This is a genomic window from Pseudomonas sp. NBRC 111123, assembly GCF_001320205.1.
In the GTDB taxonomy this organism is placed as follows: Bacteria; Pseudomonadota; Gammaproteobacteria; order Pseudomonadales; family Pseudomonadaceae; genus Aquipseudomonas; species Aquipseudomonas putida_J.
This window is the reverse complement of sequence record NZ_BCAZ01000070.1, coordinates 1-20,369: the sequence shown is the minus strand read 5'-3', so window position 1 is coordinate 20,369 and position 20,369 is coordinate 1. Positions and strand designations below refer to the sequence as shown.

General features: G+C 65.2%; 20 protein-coding genes. 9 read left to right on the top strand and 11 right to left on the bottom strand.

Features of this window, described 5'->3' with window-relative positions; genetic code table 11:
* The first annotated feature begins 120 nt into the window (after window positions 1–120).
* The 3 genes from APH27_RS24280 to APH27_RS24270 all read left to right on the top strand — a co-directional run bounded on the left by APH27_RS24280 (window position 121) and on the right by APH27_RS24270 (window position 4,036).
* Complete coding sequence (locus APH27_RS24280; protein WP_060486107.1) at window positions 121–630, top strand: sigma-70 family RNA polymerase sigma factor; 510 nt, start codon at window positions 121–123, stop codon at window positions 628–630.
* Window positions 630–1,574 (top strand): FecR domain-containing protein, encoded by a 945-nt coding sequence (locus APH27_RS24275; RefSeq protein WP_060486106.1) that lies wholly within the window; start codon window positions 630–632, stop codon window positions 1,572–1,574. The genes APH27_RS24280 and APH27_RS24275 overlap by 1 nt, the downstream gene beginning before the upstream one ends.
* 65 nt (window positions 1,575–1,639) lie before the next feature.
* Window positions 1,640–4,036 (top strand): TonB-dependent receptor, encoded by a 2,397-nt coding sequence (locus APH27_RS24270; RefSeq protein ID WP_060486105.1) that lies wholly within the window; start codon window positions 1,640–1,642, stop codon window positions 4,034–4,036.
* Window positions 4,037–4,089: 53 nt separating this feature from the next.
* On the opposite strand, the gene APH27_RS24265 is transcribed toward APH27_RS24270, so the two are convergent.
* From APH27_RS24265 to APH27_RS24245, 5 genes are all read right to left on the bottom strand, one after another.
* Window positions 4,090–4,713, bottom strand: a complete 624-nt coding sequence (locus APH27_RS24265) for a glutathione S-transferase family protein (protein WP_027920443.1) — start codon at window positions 4,711–4,713, stop codon at window positions 4,090–4,092.
* Between the two features lie 65 nt (window positions 4,714–4,778).
* Entirely contained in the window at window positions 4,779–6,026 is a 1,248-nt protein-coding gene (locus tag APH27_RS24260) for an aspartate aminotransferase family protein (protein WP_060486104.1), read from the bottom strand.
* A 35-nt stretch (window positions 6,027–6,061) separates the two neighbouring features.
* Window positions 6,062–6,967 (bottom strand): LysR family transcriptional regulator, encoded by a 906-nt coding sequence (locus APH27_RS24255; protein WP_027920441.1) that lies wholly within the window; start codon window positions 6,965–6,967, stop codon window positions 6,062–6,064.
* Window positions 6,968–7,028: 61 nt separating this feature from the next.
* Window positions 7,029–7,565, bottom strand: a complete 537-nt coding sequence (locus APH27_RS24250) for a 2,4'-dihydroxyacetophenone dioxygenase family protein (RefSeq protein ID WP_060486103.1) — start codon at window positions 7,563–7,565, stop codon at window positions 7,029–7,031.
* Between the two features lie 129 nt (window positions 7,566–7,694).
* The gene (locus tag APH27_RS24245) at window positions 7,695–9,107 is read right to left on the bottom strand and encodes an amino acid permease (RefSeq protein ID WP_060486102.1); all 1,413 of its coding nucleotides are present in this window, start codon (window positions 9,105–9,107) and stop codon (window positions 7,695–7,697) included.
* 145 nt (window positions 9,108–9,252) lie between these two features.
* On the opposite strand from APH27_RS24245, the gene APH27_RS24240 reads away from it, so the two are divergent.
* Window positions 9,253–10,062, top strand: coding sequence for a sulfite exporter TauE/SafE family protein (locus APH27_RS24240; RefSeq protein ID WP_256250715.1), 810 nt, complete (start codon window positions 9,253–9,255; stop codon window positions 10,060–10,062).
* 80 nt (window positions 10,063–10,142) lie between these two features.
* Window positions 10,143–10,871: a hypothetical protein gene (locus tag APH27_RS24235; RefSeq protein WP_027920437.1), complete on the top strand. Its 729-nt coding sequence runs from the start codon at window positions 10,143–10,145 to the stop codon at window positions 10,869–10,871.
* A gap of 280 nt (window positions 10,872–11,151) precedes the next feature.
* On the opposite strand, the gene APH27_RS24230 is transcribed toward APH27_RS24235, so the two are convergent.
* A complete protein-coding gene (locus APH27_RS24230; RefSeq protein WP_027920436.1) occupies window positions 11,152–11,589 on the bottom strand; it encodes a carboxymuconolactone decarboxylase family protein in 438 nt (145 codons plus the stop codon).
* Window positions 11,590–11,790: 201 nt separating this feature from the next.
* On the opposite strand from APH27_RS24230, the gene APH27_RS24225 reads away from it, so the two are divergent.
* A complete protein-coding gene (locus APH27_RS24225) occupies window positions 11,791–12,987 on the top strand; it encodes a CynX/NimT family MFS transporter (RefSeq protein WP_060486100.1) in 1,197 nt (398 codons plus the stop codon).
* Here APH27_RS24225 and APH27_RS24220 read toward each other — a convergent pair.
* Together APH27_RS24220 and APH27_RS24215 are read right to left on the bottom strand one after the other, a co-directional pair.
* Window positions 12,980–14,413, bottom strand: a complete 1,434-nt coding sequence (locus tag APH27_RS24220) for a PLP-dependent aminotransferase family protein (protein ID WP_060486099.1) — start codon at window positions 14,411–14,413, stop codon at window positions 12,980–12,982. The two genes, APH27_RS24225 and APH27_RS24220, sit on opposite strands and share 8 nt — an antisense overlap.
* 39 nt (window positions 14,414–14,452) lie before the next feature.
* Complete coding sequence (locus APH27_RS24215) at window positions 14,453–14,791, bottom strand: hypothetical protein (RefSeq protein WP_027920433.1); 339 nt, start codon at window positions 14,789–14,791, stop codon at window positions 14,453–14,455.
* Window positions 14,792–14,962: 171 nt separating this feature from the next.
* On the opposite strand from APH27_RS24215, the gene APH27_RS24210 reads away from it, so the two are divergent.
* Window positions 14,963–15,541 (top strand): flavin reductase family protein, encoded by a 579-nt coding sequence (locus APH27_RS24210; protein WP_060486098.1) that lies wholly within the window; start codon window positions 14,963–14,965, stop codon window positions 15,539–15,541.
* Window positions 15,542–15,668: 127 nt separating this feature from the next.
* Here APH27_RS24210 and APH27_RS24205 read toward each other — a convergent pair whose 3' ends face one another.
* Entirely contained in the window at window positions 15,669–17,093 is a 1,425-nt protein-coding gene (locus APH27_RS24205; protein ID WP_060486097.1) for a PLP-dependent aminotransferase family protein, read from the bottom strand.
* A gap of 326 nt (window positions 17,094–17,419) precedes the next feature.
* Here APH27_RS24205 and APH27_RS24200 point away from each other — a divergent pair, with 326 nt between their 5' ends.
* Window positions 17,420–18,832 carry an amino acid permease gene (locus APH27_RS24200; protein ID WP_027920430.1) on the top strand — a complete coding sequence of 471 codons (1,413 nt, stop codon included), beginning with the start codon at window positions 17,420–17,422 and terminating at the stop codon, window positions 18,830–18,832.
* Window positions 18,833–18,835: 3 nt separating this feature from the next.
* Here APH27_RS24200 and APH27_RS24195 read toward each other — a convergent pair whose 3' ends face one another.
* On the bottom strand, window positions 18,836–19,015 hold the full coding sequence (locus tag APH27_RS24195) for a hypothetical protein (RefSeq protein WP_027920429.1): 180 nt from the start codon (window positions 19,013–19,015) through the stop codon (window positions 18,836–18,838).
* 96 nt (window positions 19,016–19,111) lie between these two features.
* Between APH27_RS24195 and tam the strand changes: the two genes are divergently transcribed.
* Entirely contained in the window at window positions 19,112–19,888 is a 777-nt protein-coding gene (gene tam / locus APH27_RS24190; RefSeq protein WP_060486096.1) for a trans-aconitate 2-methyltransferase, read from the top strand.
* Here the strand turns inward: tam and APH27_RS24185 are convergent.
* Window positions 19,885–20,250, bottom strand: a complete 366-nt coding sequence (locus APH27_RS24185) for a DUF2784 domain-containing protein (protein WP_060486095.1) — start codon at window positions 20,248–20,250, stop codon at window positions 19,885–19,887. The genes tam and APH27_RS24185 overlap by 4 nt on opposite strands.
* Between the last annotated feature and the right edge of the window lie 119 nt (window positions 20,251–20,369).

Genomic DNA, 20,369 nt, shown 5'->3' with positions numbered 1-20,369 from the left:
GGGCGGCGCTCGATCTCATAGGCCCTGAAGATGTTGTGGCAAGCACCTTCCAGCCCCCCTTGGATCCGCAGCCCGAGTAAATTAGAATCACTACCATTTACTCCGTCGCAGACCCTGCCCATGATCAACGCCGCGCCGCCCCCGCAGCACAGCCTGCCTGCTCTATACCGCGAACATCGCGGCTGGCTGGAAGCCTGGCTGCGCCGGCGCATGGGCAACGCCTGGGATGCGGCGGACCTCAGCCAGGATACCTTCCTGCGGGTACTCACCAGCGCCCAGCCGTTGGCCGAGATCCGCGAACCCCGCGCCTACCTGCTGACTGTGGGCAAGCGCCTGCTGAGCAACTTCCACAAGCGCCGCAGCCTGGAGCAGGCCTACCTCGACGCGCTGGCGCAACTGCCCGAGCAGAACCTGCCGTCGCCGGAGCAGCGCTGGATCCTGCTGGAAACCCTGCAAGCACTGGATGAGCTGCTCGACGGCCTCAAGGCCCCGGTGCGCAAGGCCTTTCTCTGGAGCCAGCTCGAAGGCCTGGGCTACTGCGAAATCGCCGAACGCCTCGCGGTTTCCGAGCGCACCGTCAAACGCTACATGGCGCAGGCCTACGAGCACTGCCTGTTGGCGGAGCTGTAATGGCCGCGCCTTCCACCCACGCTCGCGAAGTGGTGCGCGCCGCTGCCCGCTGGCTGGCGCTGCTGGAGTCTGGCCAGGCCAGCCAGAATGACCTCCGGCGCCTGGCGCAATGGCGTGCCAGCAACAGCCTGCACGAGAACGCCTGGCAAAAGGCGCAGCAACTGCGCCAGCGCTTTTCGCAACTGCCCGGCGAGCTGGCCATGGCCACCCTCGATCGCCCGGATGCCAGCCGCCGCGCGTTGCTCAAGCAGGCATTGGGCGTGGCCGCAGTGGTGCCAGCGGCCTGGCTGCTGAGCCGGCAGCTGCCGCTGGATGCCTGGACCGCCGACGTGCATACCGCTGTCGGCGAGCGCAGGCAGCGGCTATTGAGCGACGGCACGACCTTGCAGCTGAACACCGACAGCGCAGTCGACATCGACCTTGCGGCCCGGCGTGTGACACTGCTGCGGGGCGAGGTGGCCGTCGCCGTTCCCGACGCGGTCAGCTTGGACCTGCAGGTGCCTTATGGGCAGGTCCGGGTCAGTGGCGCTGAGGTCTGCGTGCGCCTTGTCGATCAGGTTTGCCGAGTGTCGGTGGTCAATGGTTTCGCCACCTTGCAGCCGCTGCAGGGCAAGCCTGTGGTGCTGCAAGCCGGTCAGCAGGCCCGCTTAGGTGCCAGCGGGCCTGGCCCGGTCACGGCCGTGGATGATCTGCTGTTGGGCTGGCGTGACGGCGTGCTGCGCGTGGACGACCGCCCCTTGGGCGACCTGCTGCACGAGCTGCGCAGGTACCGCCCCGGCCTGCTGCGCTGGGCGCCGGAGCTGGAGCGCCTGCGGGTCACCGGCACCTTTCGCCTCGACGACACCGACCGGGTCTTGGCGCTGCTGGCCGCCAGCCTGCCGCTGGAGGTGCGGGCGCGCACGCGCTACTGGGTCACCCTGGCCCCGCGAGAAAACCGTGCGTGAGGCTGTCCCCTTTTTTTCCCTCGCCGGTCATTACCGGTAGGAGAACACAAGGGGAGCCTTCTTCAATGCCTGTTGTATTGCCATTCGCCACGCGCCCACTGCTGCGTGCCAGCTTCGCCATGAGCCTGTTGTTCAGTTCGCCCGTGTGGGCCGCTGACAAAACCCTGCGTACCTACGCGGTACCCGCCGGCAGCCTGGGCGCCGCGCTCACGCGCTTCGCCGACCAGGCCGGCGTCAGCCTGTCGCTTGACCCGGCCCTGGTCAGTGGCCGGCAGAGCAGTGGCCTGTCTGGCCGTTACAGCGTCGACGAAGGTTTCCTGCAACTGCTGCGCGGCAGCGGCCTGCAATTGCAGCCGGTAGGCGAGGGCGCCTTCACTCTGGTGGCGGCCCCGCAAAGCGGCGATGCCCTGGAAATCGCCCCGACCACCATTGTCGGCGGCCAGGCCTCGCCCGGCGACGCCCAGCCCTACGCCGGCGGCCAAGTGGCGCGCAAGGGCTCGCAAGGCTTGCTCGGTTCGCGTGACTTCATGGACACGCCGTTCAGCATGACCACCTACACCCACGAGCTGGTGAAGAACCAGCAGGCCCGCACCCTGGGTGACCTTGTGGCCAGCGACCCGTCGGTGCGGGCCACCAACCCCGCAGGCGGGCGCTTCGAGCAGTTCACCATTCGTGGCTTGAGCCTGTTCAACAGCGATGTGTCCTACAACGGCTTGTACGGCATCCTGCCGACCTATTCGATCGACATGGAGATGGCCGACCGCGTCGACATCCTCAAAGGCCCGAGCCAGCTGATCAATGGCATCTCGCCACGGGGCAGCGTCGGTGGCGCCATCAACGTGGTACCCAAGCGCGCCGGCGACAAGCCGGTCACCGAGTTCACCGGCAGCTACGCTTCGGGCAGCCAGGCCGGCGCTGCGGTGGATGTCGGCCGCCGCTTCGGCGAAGGCGAGCAGTTCGGCCTGCGTTTCAACGCCGTGAAGCAAGCTGGCGACACCGAGTGGGACCACCAGAGCGTCGACCGCGAAATGGCCGTGCTCGGTCTGGACTTTCGTGGCGAGCGCCTGCGCCTGTCGGCGGACCTCGGCCACACCGAGCGTGACACCGACGCCCCGCAGGAACGTGTGCTGGTCGGCGCCAATGCCAAGGTGCCCGATGCCCGCGATGTGCACCACAACTACGCCCAGGCCTGGAGCAAGGCGCGCACCCACGACACCTTCGGTGCGCTCAATGCCGAGTACGACATCAGCGACTCGCTCATGGCCTATGGCGCGGTGGGCGCGCGCAAGAGCAACCACGACTTCCTGCGCCACAACGTGTCGATCATCAACAACGCCGGTGACTTCACCGTGCAGCCGCGTGACTTCACCCGTGACGAGTCGGTGCGCACCGCCATGGCCGGGCTGCGCGACTGGTTCCACACCGGCCCCGTCAGCCATGAACTCAACCTGGCCGCCAGCTACTTCTACATGGACTTCACCAACGGCGGTGCGCGCTACGCCTCTGCGCCCAGCAACCTGTACAACCCGATCGCCACCCCGACGCCCGGCACGCCCACGCGCATCGACCCCGAGGTGTACACCGAAAACCGTTTCTCTGGCGTCACCCTGGCCGACACCCTCGGTTTCTTCGACGACCGCCTGCTGCTGACCCTGGGTGCCCGCTGGCAACGGGTGCAAGTGGACGACTGGAGCGATGGCGTGAAGGGCGACACTGCCTATGACGAGGAGAAGGTCTCGCCCTCGGGCGGCGTGCTGCTCAAGGTCACCGACCAGCTGTCGCTCTACGCCAACTACATGGAAGGCCTGAGCCAAGGCAAGATCGCCCCGTCGACTTCGGTCAACGAAGACCAGATCTTCCCGCCGTTCATCAGCCGCCAGGTCGAAGTCGGTGCCAAGTACGACCTGGGCCGTGTCGCCTTCACTGCCAGCGCCTTCCGCATTCGCCAGCCGGCCTACGAGACCAATGCTAAGTCGCGGGTGTTCGGCCCCAACGGCAAACGCGACAACCGCGGTATCGAGCTCAGCGTGTTCGGCGAGCCGCTCGACGGCGTGCGGGTGCTGGGCGGGGTGATGTATATCGACAGCGAACTGACCGACACCGTGAATGGCGCCTTCGACGGCAACCGCGCCCCGGCGACACCTGAGTACAACGTCAACCTCGGCGCGGAGTGGGATGTGCCTGGGGTGAGCGGGCTGACGCTGACGGCGCGTGGCATTCACTCCAGTTCGCAGTACCTGGATCAGGACAACAGCAAGCAGATCGACGGCTGGGAACGCTTCGACCTGGGGGCGCGCTATGCCTTCAAGGTCGATGCCTCCGAGGTCACTTTGCGTGCCAGTGTCGAGAACGTAATGGATAAGCGCTATTGGGCATCGGCGGGGGCGTCGGACGACAGCGAGCCGGGGCTGACCTTGTCTACCCCGCGCACCTATCTGCTATCTGCCACCCTCGGCTTCTGAACAACGAGTGCGATCCCAGAGGGTTATCACCCGCTTCCAGGGCTCCTCAGCCATCAAGGCAGGCCGTTGCGACCATGGGAAAGGTAACCCGGGCGCTGGCTGAGGCGTTCATAGTAGGCGCTCACGGCGGGCAGCCGGGGGTGCTCTATCGGTGTTGCATACCAGCGCTGCACCGACAGGCCGATGGGGATGTCGGCCAGGGTGAAGCAGTCGCCGGCGACGAAGGCCCCGGTCGCTGCCAGTTGCCGGTCGAGGATGCCCATGAAGTGGGCCCACTGTGCGCAACCGGCAGCCAGCGCCTGGGCATCCTGATGCGCGGGCGAGTGGCGCACCAGTGCCATGAATGGGTAGCTCCATGCCCGGTTGAGGTCCGACGCCTGCCAGTCGATCCACTGGTCGATGCGCGCCCGTGCCTGCGCTTCGGGCGGGTAGCAGGCCGGATCGCCATAACGGTTCGCCAGGTAGCGGATGATGCTGTTGGATTCCCACAGCGTGAAGTCCCCGTCCTGGATCACCGGGACCATGGCGTTGGGGTTGAGTGCGAGGAATTCGGGCGCGTCGGTGGGCTGGAAGCCGCTGCCCCATTCCTCGCGCTCGAAGGCGATATTGAATTCGGCGCAAGCCCACAGCACCTTGCGCACGTTGATCGAAGAGGCCCTGCCCAATATCCGTAACATGCCGCCATCCTTGATTGAGGGAGCGCTGATCGTCGATCACCTGGCTCGCTCCGGTCAAGCGGGTGTCAGCGGCTGGCGAACTGCGCTGCGAGTTTGACCGCGGCGCGCTCGAAGGCCACTGTCATCGCCTCCACCACCGCGTCGTCGTGCTCGAACGACAGGTACAGGCGGCCATATTGCGACGGCATCACCAGCACCCCGGCTTCGCGCAGCGCAAGGTGCAGGGCCTGGCTGAACGCCGCGCTGCCCACGGCCACTGCCTGCTCATAGGTGGTCGGTGCCTGGCGTGAAGGCCACAGGCTGAAGACATTGCCATAGCCGCTGGTGCTTACCACGATGCCCTGTGCTTCGAAGATCGCCTCCACCGCCTGGCGCAACTGCTGGCCGCGGGCGATCAGGCCGGGGTAATCGAGCTGGTCAAGCTGGCCCAGGGTGCTCATCACCGCCGCGCAGGCCAGCGGGTTGCCGCTGAAGGTACCGCCGCGCAATACCTTGCCTTGTTCGAAAGCGGCCAGGACCTCCGGTTTGCCGACGATGGCTGACACCGGCACGCCATTGCCGATGGCCTTGCCGACGCTGGCAATGTCCGGGTCGAGACCGGCCAGTTGGCTGGCCAGCCCGGCGTGCAGGCGAAAGCCCATCAGCACCTCATCGGCGATCACCAGCGCGCCATGGCGGCGCGCAACCTGCTGCACGTGTTGCAGGTAACCGGGGGCCGGCATCAGGCAACCGGCATTGGCCAGCATCGGTTCGAGGATGACGGCGGCGATGTCCTGGTCTTCGGCGAACAGCCGCTCGACGTCATCGAAGTCATTGAAACGCAGCAGCGTGGTGCGGCCAGTGGCGGGGCGCTGGCCATCGGCGAAAGCCGCCTCGGCGGAGCCGACATTGCCGAAGCTGACGTCGTCGAACCAGCCATCGAAGCCGGCCGCCATCTTGGCGATGCGCCCACGCCCGGTGAAGGCCCGGGCAGCCCGGCAGGCCAGGTGCACCGCCTCGCTGCCGGAGTTGGTGAAGATCACCTTGCTCAGCGCGCCGGTGTGCGCGGCCAGGGCGGTGGCGGCGGCGTGTTCACGCACATGGGCCCACGACGGCGAAGCGGAGTCGGCGAGGGCTGCAGCCACCTGGCCATTGACCGTGTCGTTGGCGTGGCCGAGCAGCACGGCGCCGAAGCCGAGCGCCGTGTCGATATAGCGGCGGCCCTGGTCGTCGTACAGGTAGGGGCCTTTGCCGTTGCGGATGAACAGGGCCTGGCCGTCGAGGTCAGGCAGGATGCGGGCGGCGCTGGAAACATCGCCTACGAGATTGTGCATGGGGTACCTCTGTGTTCGGGTCGGGTGCTTGAGGCTCAGCGGGTATGCCACGGGCTCTGCGCGAGCTTGCGTTCGAGGAAGTCGCGGAACACGCGAATACGCGGGCTGAGGTGCTTACGATTGGTGTAGATCAGGTAGATCGGCTCGACGCTGTCGCTGCTGTACGCTTCGAGCAACGGCACCAGGCGGCCTTCCTGAATGTCCTGGCCAATGTGGAACTCCGCCAGGCGCACGATGCCGGCACCGTCCAGGGCCAGGTCGCGCAGCAGGTCGCCCTGGGCGAAGGTGGCCTTGGGCACCACCGGCACCGTCACGGTCTGGCCATCGACAACGAAGCTCCAGGTGTTCCAAACGCTGCTGAAACCGAAGGAAAAGCAGGTGTGCGCCAGCAGTTCGCCGGGTTGCGCCGGCGTGCCGTGGCGGGCCAGGTATTGGGGAGCAGCGCAGAGGATCCAGCGGCTCTGGCCGATCTTGCGGGCGATGCGCGTCGAGTCGGGCAGCACGCCGCTGTGTATCGCCACATCCAGGCCTTGGTCGAACTGGTCGGAGAACTGCGCGCCAACCTGAATATCCACGGTCAGCCCTGGGTAGGCGGCCAGAAACTCCGGCAGCCAGGGGATGATCTGGTGCTTGGCGAAGGTGGTCATGGTGTGCACGCGCAAGGTCCCGCTGACCCGGGTCGGGAAGGCCTCGGCCAGCGAATCGGCCTCGGCCATGGCATTGACCACCGCCCGTGCGCTGACCAGGTAGGCGCTGCCTTCCTCGGTCAGCGTCAGGCTGCGGGTGCCACGCTGGAACAGGCGCACCTGCAGGCGATCCTCAAGCCGTGAAATCAGCTTGCTGATGGCCGAGGGCGTCATCCCGCAGGCCCGCGCAGCGGCAGAGAAGTTGCCGTGCTCGGTGGCCCAGAGAAACGCCAGCAGTTGCGAGTAGTTGTCCATGTTCCGCCTCCGGTGATTGAGCAGAAGACTGGCAGCGCGGCCGGGTGCAGGCAACCTGCACTCAGCGAATGAACTGTTCGATGTAGTCGTCCGGCAGGCCCAGTGCCTTGTAGTGCGCGCGGGCGCTTTCCAGCTTGGTGAACACGTCCTCGTAACCCACCGCCACGCCTTGTGGGTCGACGTAGGTGTAGCCGCCCTGCACATGGAACCAGGTGATCATTTCTTCTACATCTTCCGGTACGAACAAGGTGTGCGTCTCGCCCGGTGGCTCGTAGGCGAACGAACCTTCCTCGGCGACCCAGTCGTGCTCCAGGTAGAACCAGCGGCCCTTGAGCACCAGGGCATGCACGCCCCCGGTGTGGCGGTGGCGCGACAGCACGCCGCTCTGGCGCACCCGCAACAGGTTGATGTAATAGCCGCCGGAAACGTTCAGCAGCAGGGGCTTGAACGACACCGAGGCGGTTACCGGCACCCACAGCGGGTCATCTTCGAGCCACTTGCCCAGCACGCCGGGGTGGACCATGTCGGGCGACATGAAGGGGACTTGCGGCAGTTGATAGGGAATGGCCAGTTCGTCGGGTTTGCGGGCTACGGTCATGAGGTTTTCCACACAGGGTTATCTTGGGATGAACGGGGCGGTCTGCCCCGCGTTGTCGTCAGGTTAGGGGTGTGCCGCAGGCCGAAAAAGGCCCTCGCCGGCACACCCGCTGTGAAGCCGTGTCACAGTTCAGGCGTTGGCTGCTTCGTCCAGGCGCAGCGAGGCACGCTGGGCCGAGAGTGCCGGTTGGCGTTTTTGCAGATAGGCACCGATGGCCACCAATACACCGGTCAGGCCGAGGGTGGACAGCAGCTCTGCCCGTTGCCCCGGGAAGGCCGCCATGACCGCAAACACTCCGACGATGAAGGCGATGGTCAGCAGGGTCAGCCAGGGGAACAGCCACATGCGCACCTCCAGCCGCTTGCCCAGCGCCACCAGCTTGCGGCGCATGCACAACTGGGTGACGGCGATTACCAGATACATCAGCAGGGCCAGTGCGCCGCTGGTGGCCAGCAGAAACTGGAACACTTCGGCGGGCAGCAGGTAGTTGGCCGCCAGGGCCGCCAGCGCGGCACCGGCGGTAAGGGCGACGGCCAGCAGGGGCACGCCCTGCGCGGTGGTGTGCGATACCGCTTTGGGTGCGTCGCCGCGCCGGGCCAGTGAGTAAGCCATGCGCGAAGCGGTGTAGATCGCCGAGTTCAGGCAACTGGTCACGGCTACCAGCACCACGATGCTCATGATCCCCGGCGCCCAGGAGATGTTCATGGCATTGAGCACGGCCTGGTACGAACCCTGCGCCAGGCCGGGTGCATTCCACGGGACCAGGCACACCACGACGAACATCGAGCCGAGGTAGAACAGGCCCAGGCGCCACACCACCGCGCGGATGGCTTTCTTGATGTTGGCTTTCGGGTCACGGGATTCGGCAGCGGCGATGGTCACCACCTCACTGCCCTGAAAGCTGAACATGGCGGTCAGCAGCGCAGCGACAATGGCCACGTTACCCTTGGGCGCGAAGCCGCCGTTGGCCCACAGGTTGCTGATGCCGCTGGTCGATGAGCCAGGCAGCAGGCCGAAGATCGCCAGTACGCCGAGCACGATGAAGGTGACGATCGACACCACCTTGAACAAAGACAGCCAGTATTCCAGCGTGCCGAACGAGCCGACACTGAGGCTGTTGCAGCCGATCAGCACCAGGCTGATGGCAAAGGCGGTGAAGGCGTGCGGCAAGCCCAGCCAGTCGCCCAGAATGTTGCCGGCGACGATGGCTTCGATGGCAATTACCAGCACATAAAACCACCAGTACAGCCAGCCGATCGAGAAACCGGCCCAGCGGCCGATGGCCTGGTCGGCGTAGGATGAGAACGAGCCGGTATCCGGCCGCGCCGTGGCCATCTCGCCGAGCATCTGCATCACCAGCACCACGATCGCTGCCGCGATCACGTAAGCCACCAGCACGGCGGGCCCGGCCGCAGCGATGGCGTTGCTCGAACCCACGAACAGCCCGGCACCGATGACCCCGCCAATCGAGATCATCGTCACCTGCCGGCCTTTCAGGCCATTCCCCAGCTTGTCGTTCTGTATCTGTTGTTCGCCACGCATCGGCTCGCCCCTCGGTTGCACGCTTGTTGTTTTCATGGGCCATCGGCAAGATGGCCTTGGCTGCTACCTTATGCGCCAATCGGGCGCAGGATTAGGCAGTGCAGCGGCATAGCGGGTGTGACGAGCGTTCACAGTTGGCGACGCCATGGCAGACATTCGCCCGCCGCTCTGGCAAGGTAGAACGCCGATCACGCCAGGCCTGCATTGCTCTATGGATGCCTTCTACCTCATCGCCCTCGGCGCCATCGTCGCCGGTTTCGTCCAGGGCCTTTCCGGCTTTGCCTTCGGCATGGTGGCCATGTCGTTCTGGGCCTGGGGGCTGGAACCGCGGCTGGCAGCATCGCTGACCGTATTCGGCAGCCTCACCGGCCAGCTCATCGCTGTGTTCAGCGTGCGCCGCGGCTTCAGCTGGGCGCTGTTGTGGCCGTTCGTGCTTGGCGGGCTGGCTGGCATTCCGCTAGGTGTGTGGGTGCTGCCGTACCTGGACATGCTCTGGTTCAAGGCCGTGTTCGGCACACTGCTGGTGCTGTGGTGCCCGCTGATGCTGCTGGCGCCGCGCCTGCCACGGCTGCCGGGCAACCGCCTGGCCGATGGTGCGGTGGGCCTGGTGGGCGGCGCCTTGGGCGGGATCGGTGGCTTTACCGGCACAGTGCCTACACTGTGGTGTACCTTGCGCGGCTTCGAGCGCGATACCCAGCGCGCGGTGATCCAGAACTTCAACCTGTCGATGCTGCTGGTGACCATGCTCACCTACCTCGGTACCGGGGTGGTGACCCGCGACATGCTGCCTGCGTTAGGCGTGGTGCTGCTGGCCATGGCGTTGCCAGCGATACTGGGTACGCGGGTGTACCTGGGGATCAGCGAACTGGCGTTTCGCCGGGTGGTACTGAGTTTGCTCACGGCCTCCGGGGTGGCCATGCTGATGGCGTCGCTGCCGGCTTTATTGAGCCGTTGAGCCCTTGTCTGGCGGCGCTGAACTTGTCACTCTGCGTCGCATCGATCTTGCGTGCCGAAAAAACAGAAGGAACCGCACCGTTGAGTTGGGACAAAGTCGGCAAACTGCTGGTTGCCATGCTGCTTGGCCTGATGGTCTTGCTGGTGGCCTATGTGCTGCTCAAGGCCACGCCACGGCTTGAGGCGACCCTGACTTACGCCTACCTCACCTATCCCAGCCAGTTCAGCGAGCGCATCGGCAAGGCCAACGAGCAGCTCAAGTACGCGCAGTTGCAGCCGCGCATCAACAGCATCAGCGGCGGCGCGTTGAACCAGTACCAGGTCGACAAGCTGATCGAACTGGCCCAGGCGCCTTATGTGCAACTGTTCGCCAAACCCTTCGAAGCCGGGCTGGTCGATCACCGCACGGGCTTGCTCATCGACCTGCACAACCGTGGCGACAGCGACGTGCGTGAGGTGAAGATCCGCCTGCCAGCCAAGGGCCTGGTGCAGGTGCGCGATACGGCGGGTAACGACACCCTTTACGAGGCGTCGACCGCGCAGGTGGTGATACCGGCTATCGAGCAGGGCGGTGAGTGCAGGGTCTGGGTTTACTTCGATGCCGACTATTCGCAGATTCGCCAGGGGGGTATTGGTGTGAGTTTTGCGGGGGGCGAGGCGGATGTGCGGGTCTACCGCGAGTTCGTCGGGTTCCCGGCGCTGGTGGCGCGCTACAGCCGCGAGCTGGTGGGGCTGCTGGGGGGGTTGTTGATGGGTGTGTTGGGAATGGGGTATGCCTGCCTCGGCAGACGGCGACGGGCTGTGGTGTGATCAGTTCTGCGTTTGCAGCGCCTGTGAGATCGCGCGCCGCCCGCGCGGCGCATCGCGGATGAATCCGCTCCTACATCTGTTTCGGGCCAATCAAACCTGTGAGGTCACCGCTGCCCGCCTTGTTTGTAGGGCTTACGTCATGCGAAAAGGCTGGCAACCATGGCCTAACAGGTTCGGCACGTTGCAACAAATGTAGGAGCGGATTTATCCGCGATGCGCCGCGCGGGCGGCGCTCGATCTCACAGGCGCTGAAAACCTTCAATTCCACCCATTCACTCGATCAGGCCGGGACCATGGCAAACCCCACGCCAAAGCGGTTCCAGGCGTTGATGGTGGCGATGGCCAAGGTCAGGTTGGCCACTTCGGCCGGCTCGAAGTGCTGCTGCAGTGCTTCGTATTCCGGCTGCGGGGCGCCACGCTCGGGTAGCCGGGTCAGGCACTCCACCCAGGCCAGCGCGGCACGTTCACGTGGGGTGAAGTAGTTCGTTTCCTGCCAGACGCACAGGGTCTGCAGGCGCGCCTCGGTCTCGCCAGCCTTGCGCGCATCATTGGCATGCATGTTCACGCAATAGGCGCAGCCGTTGATCTGCGAAGCCCGCAGGCGCACCAGCTCCAGCAGTGAATTCTCCAGGCCGCTCTTGGCCAGGGCCTGTTCCAGGCCGACCATGGCTTTGTAGGCTTCCGGCGAGTGTTTGGCCCATTCGATACGGTTGTGCATGGTGTGCTCCAGGGGATGCGTTGTGGACATGGCGTTACCTTAACCCCCGCCGCCCACCGCCCCGATAGCCAATCGCGCACTTTGCCGGGAGGCCAATCGGCCCATTAAGGTGGCCACTGACCTGCATCCAATCTCTTCATTTCTACCCTGACTGCCTGGACAGGATAATGACCGGGTCTTGCTTGGGAGTATCGATTCGTGATGAGAGGGGCGTTGAACCTGTTGCTGGTGATCTTGCTGGCATTGAACCTGAGGCCGATCCTGACCAGTATCGGCCCGTTGCTCGAACCAATGCGCGCCAGCACCGGGCTGGGTTACCAGCAGGCGGCGCTGCTGACGGCCCTGCCAGTGCTGTGCATGGGCCTGGTGCCGTTACTGCAACCCTGGCTGCGGCGCTGGATCAGCGAACACGGCGGCATGCTCGGCGGCCTGAGCGCCATTGCCCTGGCCTGCCTGTGGCGGCTGCAACTGGACAGCGCCTGGGCGCTGATCGCCAGCGCAGTGCTGGCCGGCCTTGGTGTGGCAGTGGTGCAGGGCATGATGCCAGGCCTGGTCAATCGCTGGTTCCCCAGCCGCCTGGCCGGGACCATGGGCCTGTACTCGGCGGCGCTGATGAGTGGTGGTGGCCTGGCAGCGGTGCTCGGCCCGCCTATCAGCGGGCACTTCGGCCATTGGCAGGCCGGGCTTGGCGTGTGGGCGATCCCGGCAGTGCTGGCAGTGCTGGCCTGGGCCGCGCTGCGTCCTCGGCAAAACGCACCGAAGCTGGCCGGCGCCACCGGCGGGCACTGGTTTGGCACGCGCCGGGCCTGGTTGCTGGCGCTGTACTTCGGCTTGATCAATGGTGGCTATACCAGCATGGTCGCGTGGCTGCCCGCTTATCACCTGGAGCACGGTGGCACGGCGCAAGGCGGTGGCGACCTGGTGGGCCTGATGACCATCTTCCAGGTCTGCGGCGCGCTGGGCCTGCCGCTGTTGCTGCGCGGGTTTGCCGACCGTCGCCCAGGCTTGTGGCTGGCGCTGTCGATCCAGCTGGTGGGCTTCCTTGGTTTGTTGCTGGCGCCGACCCTGGCCATGGGCCTGTGGGTAGCGATGATCGGCTTTGGCCTGGGCGCTTGCTTCAGCCTGAGCCTGACCTTGACCCTTGAGCACCTCAAGACGCCCGCTGAAGCCGGCAGCCTGGCCGCATTCGTGCAGGGCATCGGCTTCATCATCACCGGCATCATCCCGTACATCACCGGTTGGCTGCGCGATGTCAGCGGCGATTTCCAGGCATCGTGGACGCTGCTGAGCGTCACCGTGCTGGCGATGCTGCTGGTGACCGCCTGTTTCGCCCCGTGCGGCTATGCGGCGGCCATCGCCCGGCCAAGGCAGGGTGGCCACGCGGCGTGGGTCAACTGAGGCGCTGCAAGGTATCGCGGACCCGGTCCAGTGCCGGGTCGATATCCAGCAGCTCGATGGCGCCGAAGCCCAGCAGCAGTCCTGGGCGTACTGGCGCTTCGCTGAAGAACGGCGCCAGTGAATACAGCCCCACTTCCACCTTGCGGGCGAGGTTGGCCAGCATCTCGACGTCCACCCCCGGCCGCGCCAGCGCGCTCAGGTGGAACCCGGCACTGGCCGGCACGGTGCTGAACCAGGGCGCCAGGTCGTCGTCCAGCCGTGCCAGAATGCGCGCGCGGCGGGCGCTGTAGATGTCGTGGCAGCGGCGGATGTGCTTGTTCAGGTGGCCCTCGCCAATGAACCGCGCCAGCGCCCACTGCAGCAAGGTCGGGCTGTGCCAGTCGCTCAGGTGCTTGGCCACGCAGGCGGCGCTGAGCACCGCCGGCGGCAGCACCGCGTAACCCAGGCGCAGTTCCGGCAGCAAGGTCTTGGAGAAGGTCCCGACATATGCCACCAGGCCTTGCCGGTCGAGGCGCTGCAGGGCGTCGGCGGCCGGGCCCTGGTAGCGGAACTCGCAGTCGTAGTCGTCCTCGATGATCAACGCGCCGAGCTCGGCGGCCCGTGCCAGCAGAGCATGGCGGCGGGCTTCGCTCAGCGGCATGCCGAGCGGAAACTGGTGCGAAGGCGTGACGTAGATCAGCCGGGTGCCATCGGCGATCTGAGAAACGCACATCCCTTCATCGTCCACCGGCACGGACTGCAGCTTTGCCCCCAGGGCCAGGAACAGCTGGCGCGCCGGCGGGTAGCCGGGGTCTTCCATGGCCACCTGGCAGCCGGGTTCGACCAGCACCCGGGCGATCAGGTCCAAGGCCTGCTGGGCGCCGTTGCACACCAGCACGTCCGCGGCACTGCAATGGACGCCGCGGGCGTAGGCGATATGGTGGGCAATGGCTTCGCGCAGCTCAGGCAGGCCCTGGGCGGCAAACTGGCGCTCCGGGTGGCGCTGGCTGCGGCGCAGGGCGTAGTTCAGGCAGCTGCGCCACTGGTCGAAGGGGAACTGAGCCTTGGTTGAGGCGCCGCCGACAAAGTCGTAGCGCGAAGGGGCCTCTTGGGTGCGCCGGGCGAGCACCGTGGCGCGTTGCTGCCAGCGCTGCAATGAGGCGGCAGCGGCCAGGGGCACGGTTTGGGATTCATCGCTGCGCAGCGGTTGGCGCGGGGTGATGAAGGTGCCGCGGCCGACCACGCCGCTGAGCAGGTTGTCGTAAGTCAGCCGCGAATAGGCTTCGGCCACGGTCTTGCGCGACACGCCCAGTTGCTCGGCCAGCAGCCGGGTCGGCGGCAGTTGCGTGCCGGCGGCCAGGTGGCCGCTGTCGATGCCGGCGCGTAGCTGCTGATAGAGCTGGTCGGCCAGGCCTTTGCGGCCGTCCAGGCGGATATGCAGTTCCATGATCACTGTCCGAAGCACGAGAGTGCTGAGGATAGCGGATCAGAGCCGAACGGTGCTCACCGTGATGTAGCCCTTGCCGTTGAGGTCAATGCGGATGACCGTTTCATCCGCAGAGGCCTTGCGCTTCTGCTTGATGCACACGCCTTTGACGCCGATGGCGCGCATCCGGTGGCTGATGGCTTGCCCGCGCGGGTTGAAGAAGAGTTCGCTGGCCAGCAGTTCGATGTGCTCGACCAGTTGCCGGGTGCGCTCGTCGGTGGCACAGAAAAACAGCACACCGGAGAGGTGCGGGTCGTCATCCGGGTTGCTGACGTTGTGGGCCAGCAGTTCGCGCAGGGCACTGCGCAGTTCGACGGTGGTGCGGGTTTCTGGGTGCATGCGCAGCCTCCTCTGGGTCGCAGGTTCGATCTTGTTTTCACCGATCCACGGCGACAAGTAGGACGCTTCAGAACAGGCTGTAGGAATTTACTGATGCTGCGAGGAGGGTGCTTGCGCTGCCTTGATGCGGCACAATTCTTCGACTGATTTCTGTGCTGAGCGAGGACACCGATGAACAGCCACTTCCAAGCCGTCGACCTGCAAAAGGCTTACCGCCTGCTCAACCATGGGCCGACCGTGCTGGTGTCGGCCAGCCACGAAGGTGTGGACAACGTCATGGCCGCTGCCTGGGCCTGCGCGCTGGACTTCGACCCACCCAAGGTCACTGTGGTGCTGGACAAGATCGCCCGTACCCGGCAGCTGGTCGAGGGCAGCGGCTGGTTCGTGATCCAGGTACCGACCGCCGCCCAGGCGCAACTGACCCATCAGGTGGGAACCCGCAGCCTGTTCGACCAGCCCGACAAGCTGGCCAGCATCGGTGTGGGGCTGGCGCGGGTGGAGGGGTATGCGGCGCCGCTGGTCGAGGGCTGCTCGGCCTGGCTGATGTGCCGGGTGATCGACGAGCCGCATAACCAGAGCACCTATGACCTGTTCATTGGCGAAGTGGTGGCGGCCTGGGCGGATGACCGGGTGTTCCGCGATGGGCATTGGGCTTATGAGAGTGCCGACCCGCAGTGGCGTAGCCTGCACTATGTGGCGGGTGGGCATTTTTATGCGATTGGCGAGCCGGTGGTGGTCCCCCAAGAGTAAGGTCGCCAGTGTCGGCCTCCTTCTTGGGGGCAGTCCATTCCTGTGTGAGATCGAGCGCCGCCCGTGCGCCGCTCGATCCCACAGGCGCTGAAAATACCCAGGCGAACACCACGCCGCACCACTGCCTTTAAATCCCACCCCGCCGCACATGCTTGACCAGCACCTTCTCCAACAACTCCCACATCGCCGGGTCCGTACTGAACGCTACATTGAACCGCATCCACCCGGTCGGCTTGGCATCGACCATGAACAACTGCCCCGGCCCGAGCATGATGCCTTTCTCCAGCGCATCGTCCAGCAACGCCGCGCTGTCCGGAATCGCCGGGTGACGGGTCCATATATACATCCCTTCATCCGATTCGATGAACAGTTCAAAGCCCAATCGATGCAGGTGCCGCCCAACTTCCTGATGTGCCTCGGCCAAGCGCTGGCGCAGGCGCTTGAGGTGCTTGCGCCAGCGCCCGTCGATGATCGCGGCATACACCACCCGTTCCATCACCTGCGAAGTGGTAAGCCCCGAGCGCATCTTCAGGTGCAGCAGCTTCTGCGAAAGCTCCGGGTTGGCCAGCAAGTAGCCGACCCGCACGTTGGGCGAGATGCTCTTCGAATAGCTGCCCACGTATACCACTTGCTGCAGGTGGTCGAGGCTGGCCAGGCACGGCTGCGGCTCGGCGACCATATCGGCGTACAGGTTGTTTTCCACCAGGCGCAAACCGTGCTGGCTGGCCAGCTGCAACAGGCGGTGCAGCTGCGGCAGCGGCGTGCGTGAGCAGGTCGGGCTGTGCAGGTGTGGCTGGGTGAAAAACGCGGTAGGGCGGTGGTGCGCCAGCAGTTGCTCAAGGTGGTTGAGGTCATAGCCATTCGGCGTGCGTGGCACGCCGATCAGCGTTGCGCCCTGGGTGCGCAGGATGCTCATCAGGTTCGGGTAGCCGGGGTCGTCCACAAGTACAACATCACCGGGGCGTACCAAGGTACGTACGGCAAGGTCCAGCGCCTGGCTGGCGCCGTGGGTAAGCATGAGCTGTGCCGGATTGCAGACGATCGACAGCTCCTGCTGCAGGTTCTGCGCGGTCAGCGCACGCAGTTCCGGCAGGCCCATCGGGTCGCCGTAGCCAGACAGTTCCAGCGGGCTGCCAGCAACCTGGCGCAGGCCGCGGCGCAGGCCTTCTTCGAACATCCAGTCGTTGGGCAGCCAGCCGCAGCCCGGCTTGAATGGCAGCTGGCGGGTCTCGAAGATCTGCTGCAGGTACCATTCGGAGTTGAACGATGGTCGACTGGCGTCGGCCTCGGCGGTATGAGTGTCCAGCAATTCGGCCACCGCACGGTTGACGAAGAACCCCGCATTCCCCTTGCTCACCAACAGCCCCTGAGCCACCAGGCGGTCGTACGCCTCGACCACGGTGAAGGTGCTCACCGAATAGGTCGCCGCGAAGGCGCGGATCGACGGGACCTTGGCGCCTGGCTTGAGGGTCTGGTTGTCGATCAGCTCGCGCAGGCCGTCGATGATCTGGTTGACCAACGGCGTGGAGGAGTCTGGATGTAGTTCGAACATTCGGGGCCTTCAAAGGTGCTGAGCGCCAAGCGCCAGCGGGGTGTATTGCATCGGCGGCCTGTACAGTGCAGTGCGAGATTCATGCCACTGTGCATGGCTCTATACGTCGGACATTTTTACATTAGGTGTCAGATATCGCCACATAAAGCATGTTCAGTTCGCCTCAGGTGCCAACCTGGGGCGCGTCAGCAGGCCGCCACGGAAGGCCTGCGTGTGTTTTGCGCACACCATCCTGCCCGCATTAGCACTGATGTACAGGTGAAACCGAGAGCCATCGGGGTTTCACAGTTTTCCTTGGATAAAAAGAAGCACGGGGTACACAACTGATGGACGCAACATCCACAACCACCACCGCGAAAAGCGGGCACGAGAGCAAGCTCAGTGCCTCGCTCAAGTCGCGCCACCTGACGATGATGTCGATCGCCGGGGTGATCGGCGGCGCCTTGTTCGTCGGTTCCGGCAGCGTGATCCACAGCGCCGGCCCGGCCGCAGTCCTGGCGTACCTCGCCGGCGGCATCCTGGTGGTCCTGATCATGCGCATGCTGGGTGAAATGGCGACTTCCTCGCCCGACACCGGCTCGTTCTCCACCTACGCCGACCGCGCGATCGGCCGCTGGGCCGGTTTCACCATCGGCTGGCTGTACTGGTGGTACTGGGTCATCCTGATGGCCTGGGAAGCCTATGTGGCGGGCAAGATCCTGCATGGCTTCTTCCCCGACGTGAGCGTCAACGTGTTCGTGCTGGCCACGACCCTGCTGCTGATCACCGTCAACTTCTTCAACGTCAAGCACTACGGTGAGTTCGAATTCTGGTTCGCGCTGATCAAGGTGATTGCGATCATCTGCTTCCTGATCGTGTGCGGCGCTGCCGTGATGAACATCTGGCAGTTCGGTGAAGTGCGTGGCATGAGCCACCTGACCGCCGAAGGCTTCATGCCCAACGGCATCACCACGGTCATCGGTGCGCTGCTGGGTGTGATGTTTGCCTTCCTCGGCGCCGAAATCGTTACCATCGCTGCTTCCGAAGCCAAGGACCCGGCCACCCAGATCGTCAAGGCCACCAACTCGGTGGTATGGCGTGTGTGCCTGTTCTACGTCGGTTCGATCTTCCTGATCGTCTGCCTGGTACCGTGGAACGACCCGCAGCTGGGCGTTTCCGGCTATGGTGCCTACCGCCGTACCCTGGAGCTGCTGGGCGTGCCGCACGCCGAGCTGCTGATGAACTTCGTGGTGCTGACTTCGGTGAGCAGCTGCCTGATCTCGGGCCACTACACCGCTTCGCGCATGCTGTTCTCCCTGGCCCAGCGTGGCGACGCGCCGTCGTTCTTCAAGATCACCCGCGCCGGCACCGGTGTACCGGTATTCGCGATCATCGGTTCCTGCGCCGTGGCCGTGGTTTGCGCGCTGATCAACTTCAGCGAAACCCTGCGCCCGAAAGACGTGCTGGAAACCCTGATGAACACCACCGGCATGATCGCCCTGCTGGTGTACCTGGTGATCGCCTTCTCGCAGCTGCGCATGCGCCGCAAGCTGATTGCCGAAGGCAAGGAAGTGCGCCTGCAGATGTGGCTGTTCCCATGGCTGACCTACCTGGTGATCGGCTTCATCATCGCCGCGCTGGTGACCATGGCCTTCATGCCTGACTACCAGATCCTGGTGATCTCCACCGGCATCGCTGCGGCCCTCGTGGTGGCGATGGGTGTGATCCACCAGATCCGCTCTGGCAAGCAGCAGCACTAAGCGTCACTTGCTGTTCGAAACGGCCGGCTCCCTTGGGGACCCGGCCGTTTCGCGTTGTTGGGCCTGGGGTTTTTCCGCGGGCATGTGGAATGGCTGGTTCATCCAGGGGGAACCAAGCAGGGCGGCGGCGGCGATCAGGGCCAGGATGGCGAGGGCCAGGGATATCTTCATCGGCATGCGCATGCAGGAACTGACCTGAAGCATAGGCTGACAGTTCAGGTTCATGGGCGGCGGTACATGGCTTATGCTCACACCATTGCCCGCCAAAAGGAGCCTTCCATGGCCTGGTCCGCCACCCAGTATTCCCTGTTTGAAGATGAACGCACCCGCGCCGTGCGCGACTTGCTGGCCGCCGTGCCGCCCCGCCCGGTGCGCCATGCCACCGACCTGGGTTGCGGCCCGGGCAACTCCACCGAAGTGCTGCTGCAGCGTTGCCCGGATGCCCAGGTGACAGCGCTGGACAGTGACAAGGACATGATCGACAAGGCCCGCGAGCGCAAGCGCCTGCACATCCCGCGGGTGCGCTGCGAAATCGCCGACATCCGCGCCTGGTCCGCCCCCGAACCCCAGGACCTGATTCTGGCCAACGCCTCGTTGCAATGGGTGCCCGACCACGGCTCGCTGTACCCGCACCTGGTGCGCCAGCTGAGCGAAGGCGGCAGCCTCGCGGTGCAGACCCCAGACAACCTCGACGAGCCTGCGCACCGGCAGCTTCGCGAGATCGCCGGCCGAGGCCGCTGGGCCGACAAGTTCGCCGATTTCAGCTTGCCGCCCCGGCATAACGCGGGGTTCTACTACGACCTGCTCAGCCCGCAGTGCACGCGGGTGGATGTGTGGCGCACCACCTATCACCACCCGCTGGCCGGTGGCGCCGAGGCGGTGGTGGAGTGGTTCAAGGGGTCGGCGCTGCGGCCCTATCTGGCGAAGCTGGATGAAGACGAGCAGGCGGACTTCCTGCAGATGTACCTGCAGGCCATGCAGCATGACTACCCGGCAGCCACCGATGGCAACGTGTTGCTGCCGTTCCCGCGGCTGTTCGTGGTCGCGACCCGTTAAGGTCGGCGCCAACGCCGGATCACGTAGCCGTAGATGGCCAGGTTGAGCAGCAGCACGACGCCGCCCAGCAGCAGCTGGATCTGCGGCGTCAGGCCGGCGGGGTAGATCAGCGGCCAGATGTAATGATCGACGAAGCCGTCGTGGTAGCCTGCGTCGCCGGCCGCCAGGCGCAGGCGGTTTTCCCAGTCGGTGAGCGGGCATTCCAGGTGCAGGCCTTCCACCGCCAGGCCCCAGGCCAGGGCAGGGAGGTGCAGGAACAGGGCGGGGCGCCACCTGAGCACCAGCAGGCCGCCGAACAGGACCAGCAGGATGAAAGCCAGGTGCAGCAGGACCAGGGCGTCGGCGGCTATTCGGTAGAGCATGGTGGAAAAGGCTGCAATTGAGGTATTCCCAGCATAGTTGGGTTGCCTGTGCCGGCCTCTTCGCGGCTAAAGCCGCTCCCACAGGTACTGCACAGGTTGTGAAACCAGTGCGGTACCTG

Coding starts and splice junctions, on each gene's coding strand:
- APH27_RS24280 (WP_060486107.1), top strand. CDS start 121: ATGATCAACGCCGCGCCGCCCCCGCAGCACAGCCTGCCTGCTCTATAC.
- APH27_RS24275 (WP_060486106.1), top strand. CDS start 630: ATGGCCGCGCCTTCCACCCACGCTCGCGAAGTGGTGCGCGCCGCTGCC.
- APH27_RS24270 (WP_060486105.1), top strand. CDS start 1,640: ATGCCTGTTGTATTGCCATTCGCCACGCGCCCACTGCTGCGTGCCAGC.
- APH27_RS24265 (WP_027920443.1), bottom strand. CDS start 4,713: ATGTTACGGATATTGGGCAGGGCCTCTTCGATCAACGTGCGCAAGGTG.
- APH27_RS24260 (WP_060486104.1), bottom strand. CDS start 6,026: ATGCACAATCTCGTAGGCGATGTTTCCAGCGCCGCCCGCATCCTGCCT.
- APH27_RS24255 (WP_027920441.1), bottom strand. CDS start 6,967: ATGGACAACTACTCGCAACTGCTGGCGTTTCTCTGGGCCACCGAGCAC.
- APH27_RS24250 (WP_060486103.1), bottom strand. CDS start 7,565: ATGACCGTAGCCCGCAAACCCGACGAACTGGCCATTCCCTATCAACTG.
- APH27_RS24245 (WP_060486102.1), bottom strand. CDS start 9,107: ATGCGTGGCGAACAACAGATACAGAACGACAAGCTGGGGAATGGCCTG.
- APH27_RS24240 (WP_256250715.1), top strand. CDS start 9,253: ATGGCAGACATTCGCCCGCCGCTCTGGCAAGGTAGAACGCCGATCACG.
- APH27_RS24230 (WP_027920436.1), bottom strand. CDS start 11,589: ATGCACAACCGTATCGAATGGGCCAAACACTCGCCGGAAGCCTACAAA.
- APH27_RS24225 (WP_060486100.1), top strand. CDS start 11,791: ATGAGAGGGGCGTTGAACCTGTTGCTGGTGATCTTGCTGGCATTGAAC.
- APH27_RS24220 (WP_060486099.1), bottom strand. CDS start 14,413: ATGGAACTGCATATCCGCCTGGACGGCCGCAAAGGCCTGGCCGACCAG.
- APH27_RS24215 (WP_027920433.1), bottom strand. CDS start 14,791: ATGCACCCAGAAACCCGCACCACCGTCGAACTGCGCAGTGCCCTGCGC.
- APH27_RS24210 (WP_060486098.1), top strand. CDS start 14,963: ATGAACAGCCACTTCCAAGCCGTCGACCTGCAAAAGGCTTACCGCCTG.
- APH27_RS24205 (WP_060486097.1), bottom strand. CDS start 17,093: ATGTTCGAACTACATCCAGACTCCTCCACGCCGTTGGTCAACCAGATC.
- APH27_RS24200 (WP_027920430.1), top strand. CDS start 17,420: ATGGACGCAACATCCACAACCACCACCGCGAAAAGCGGGCACGAGAGC.
- APH27_RS24195 (WP_027920429.1), bottom strand. CDS start 19,015: ATGCGCATGCCGATGAAGATATCCCTGGCCCTCGCCATCCTGGCCCTG.
- tam (WP_060486096.1), top strand. CDS start 19,112: ATGGCCTGGTCCGCCACCCAGTATTCCCTGTTTGAAGATGAACGCACC.
- APH27_RS24185 (WP_060486095.1), bottom strand. CDS start 20,250: ATGCTCTACCGAATAGCCGCCGACGCCCTGGTCCTGCTGCACCTGGCT.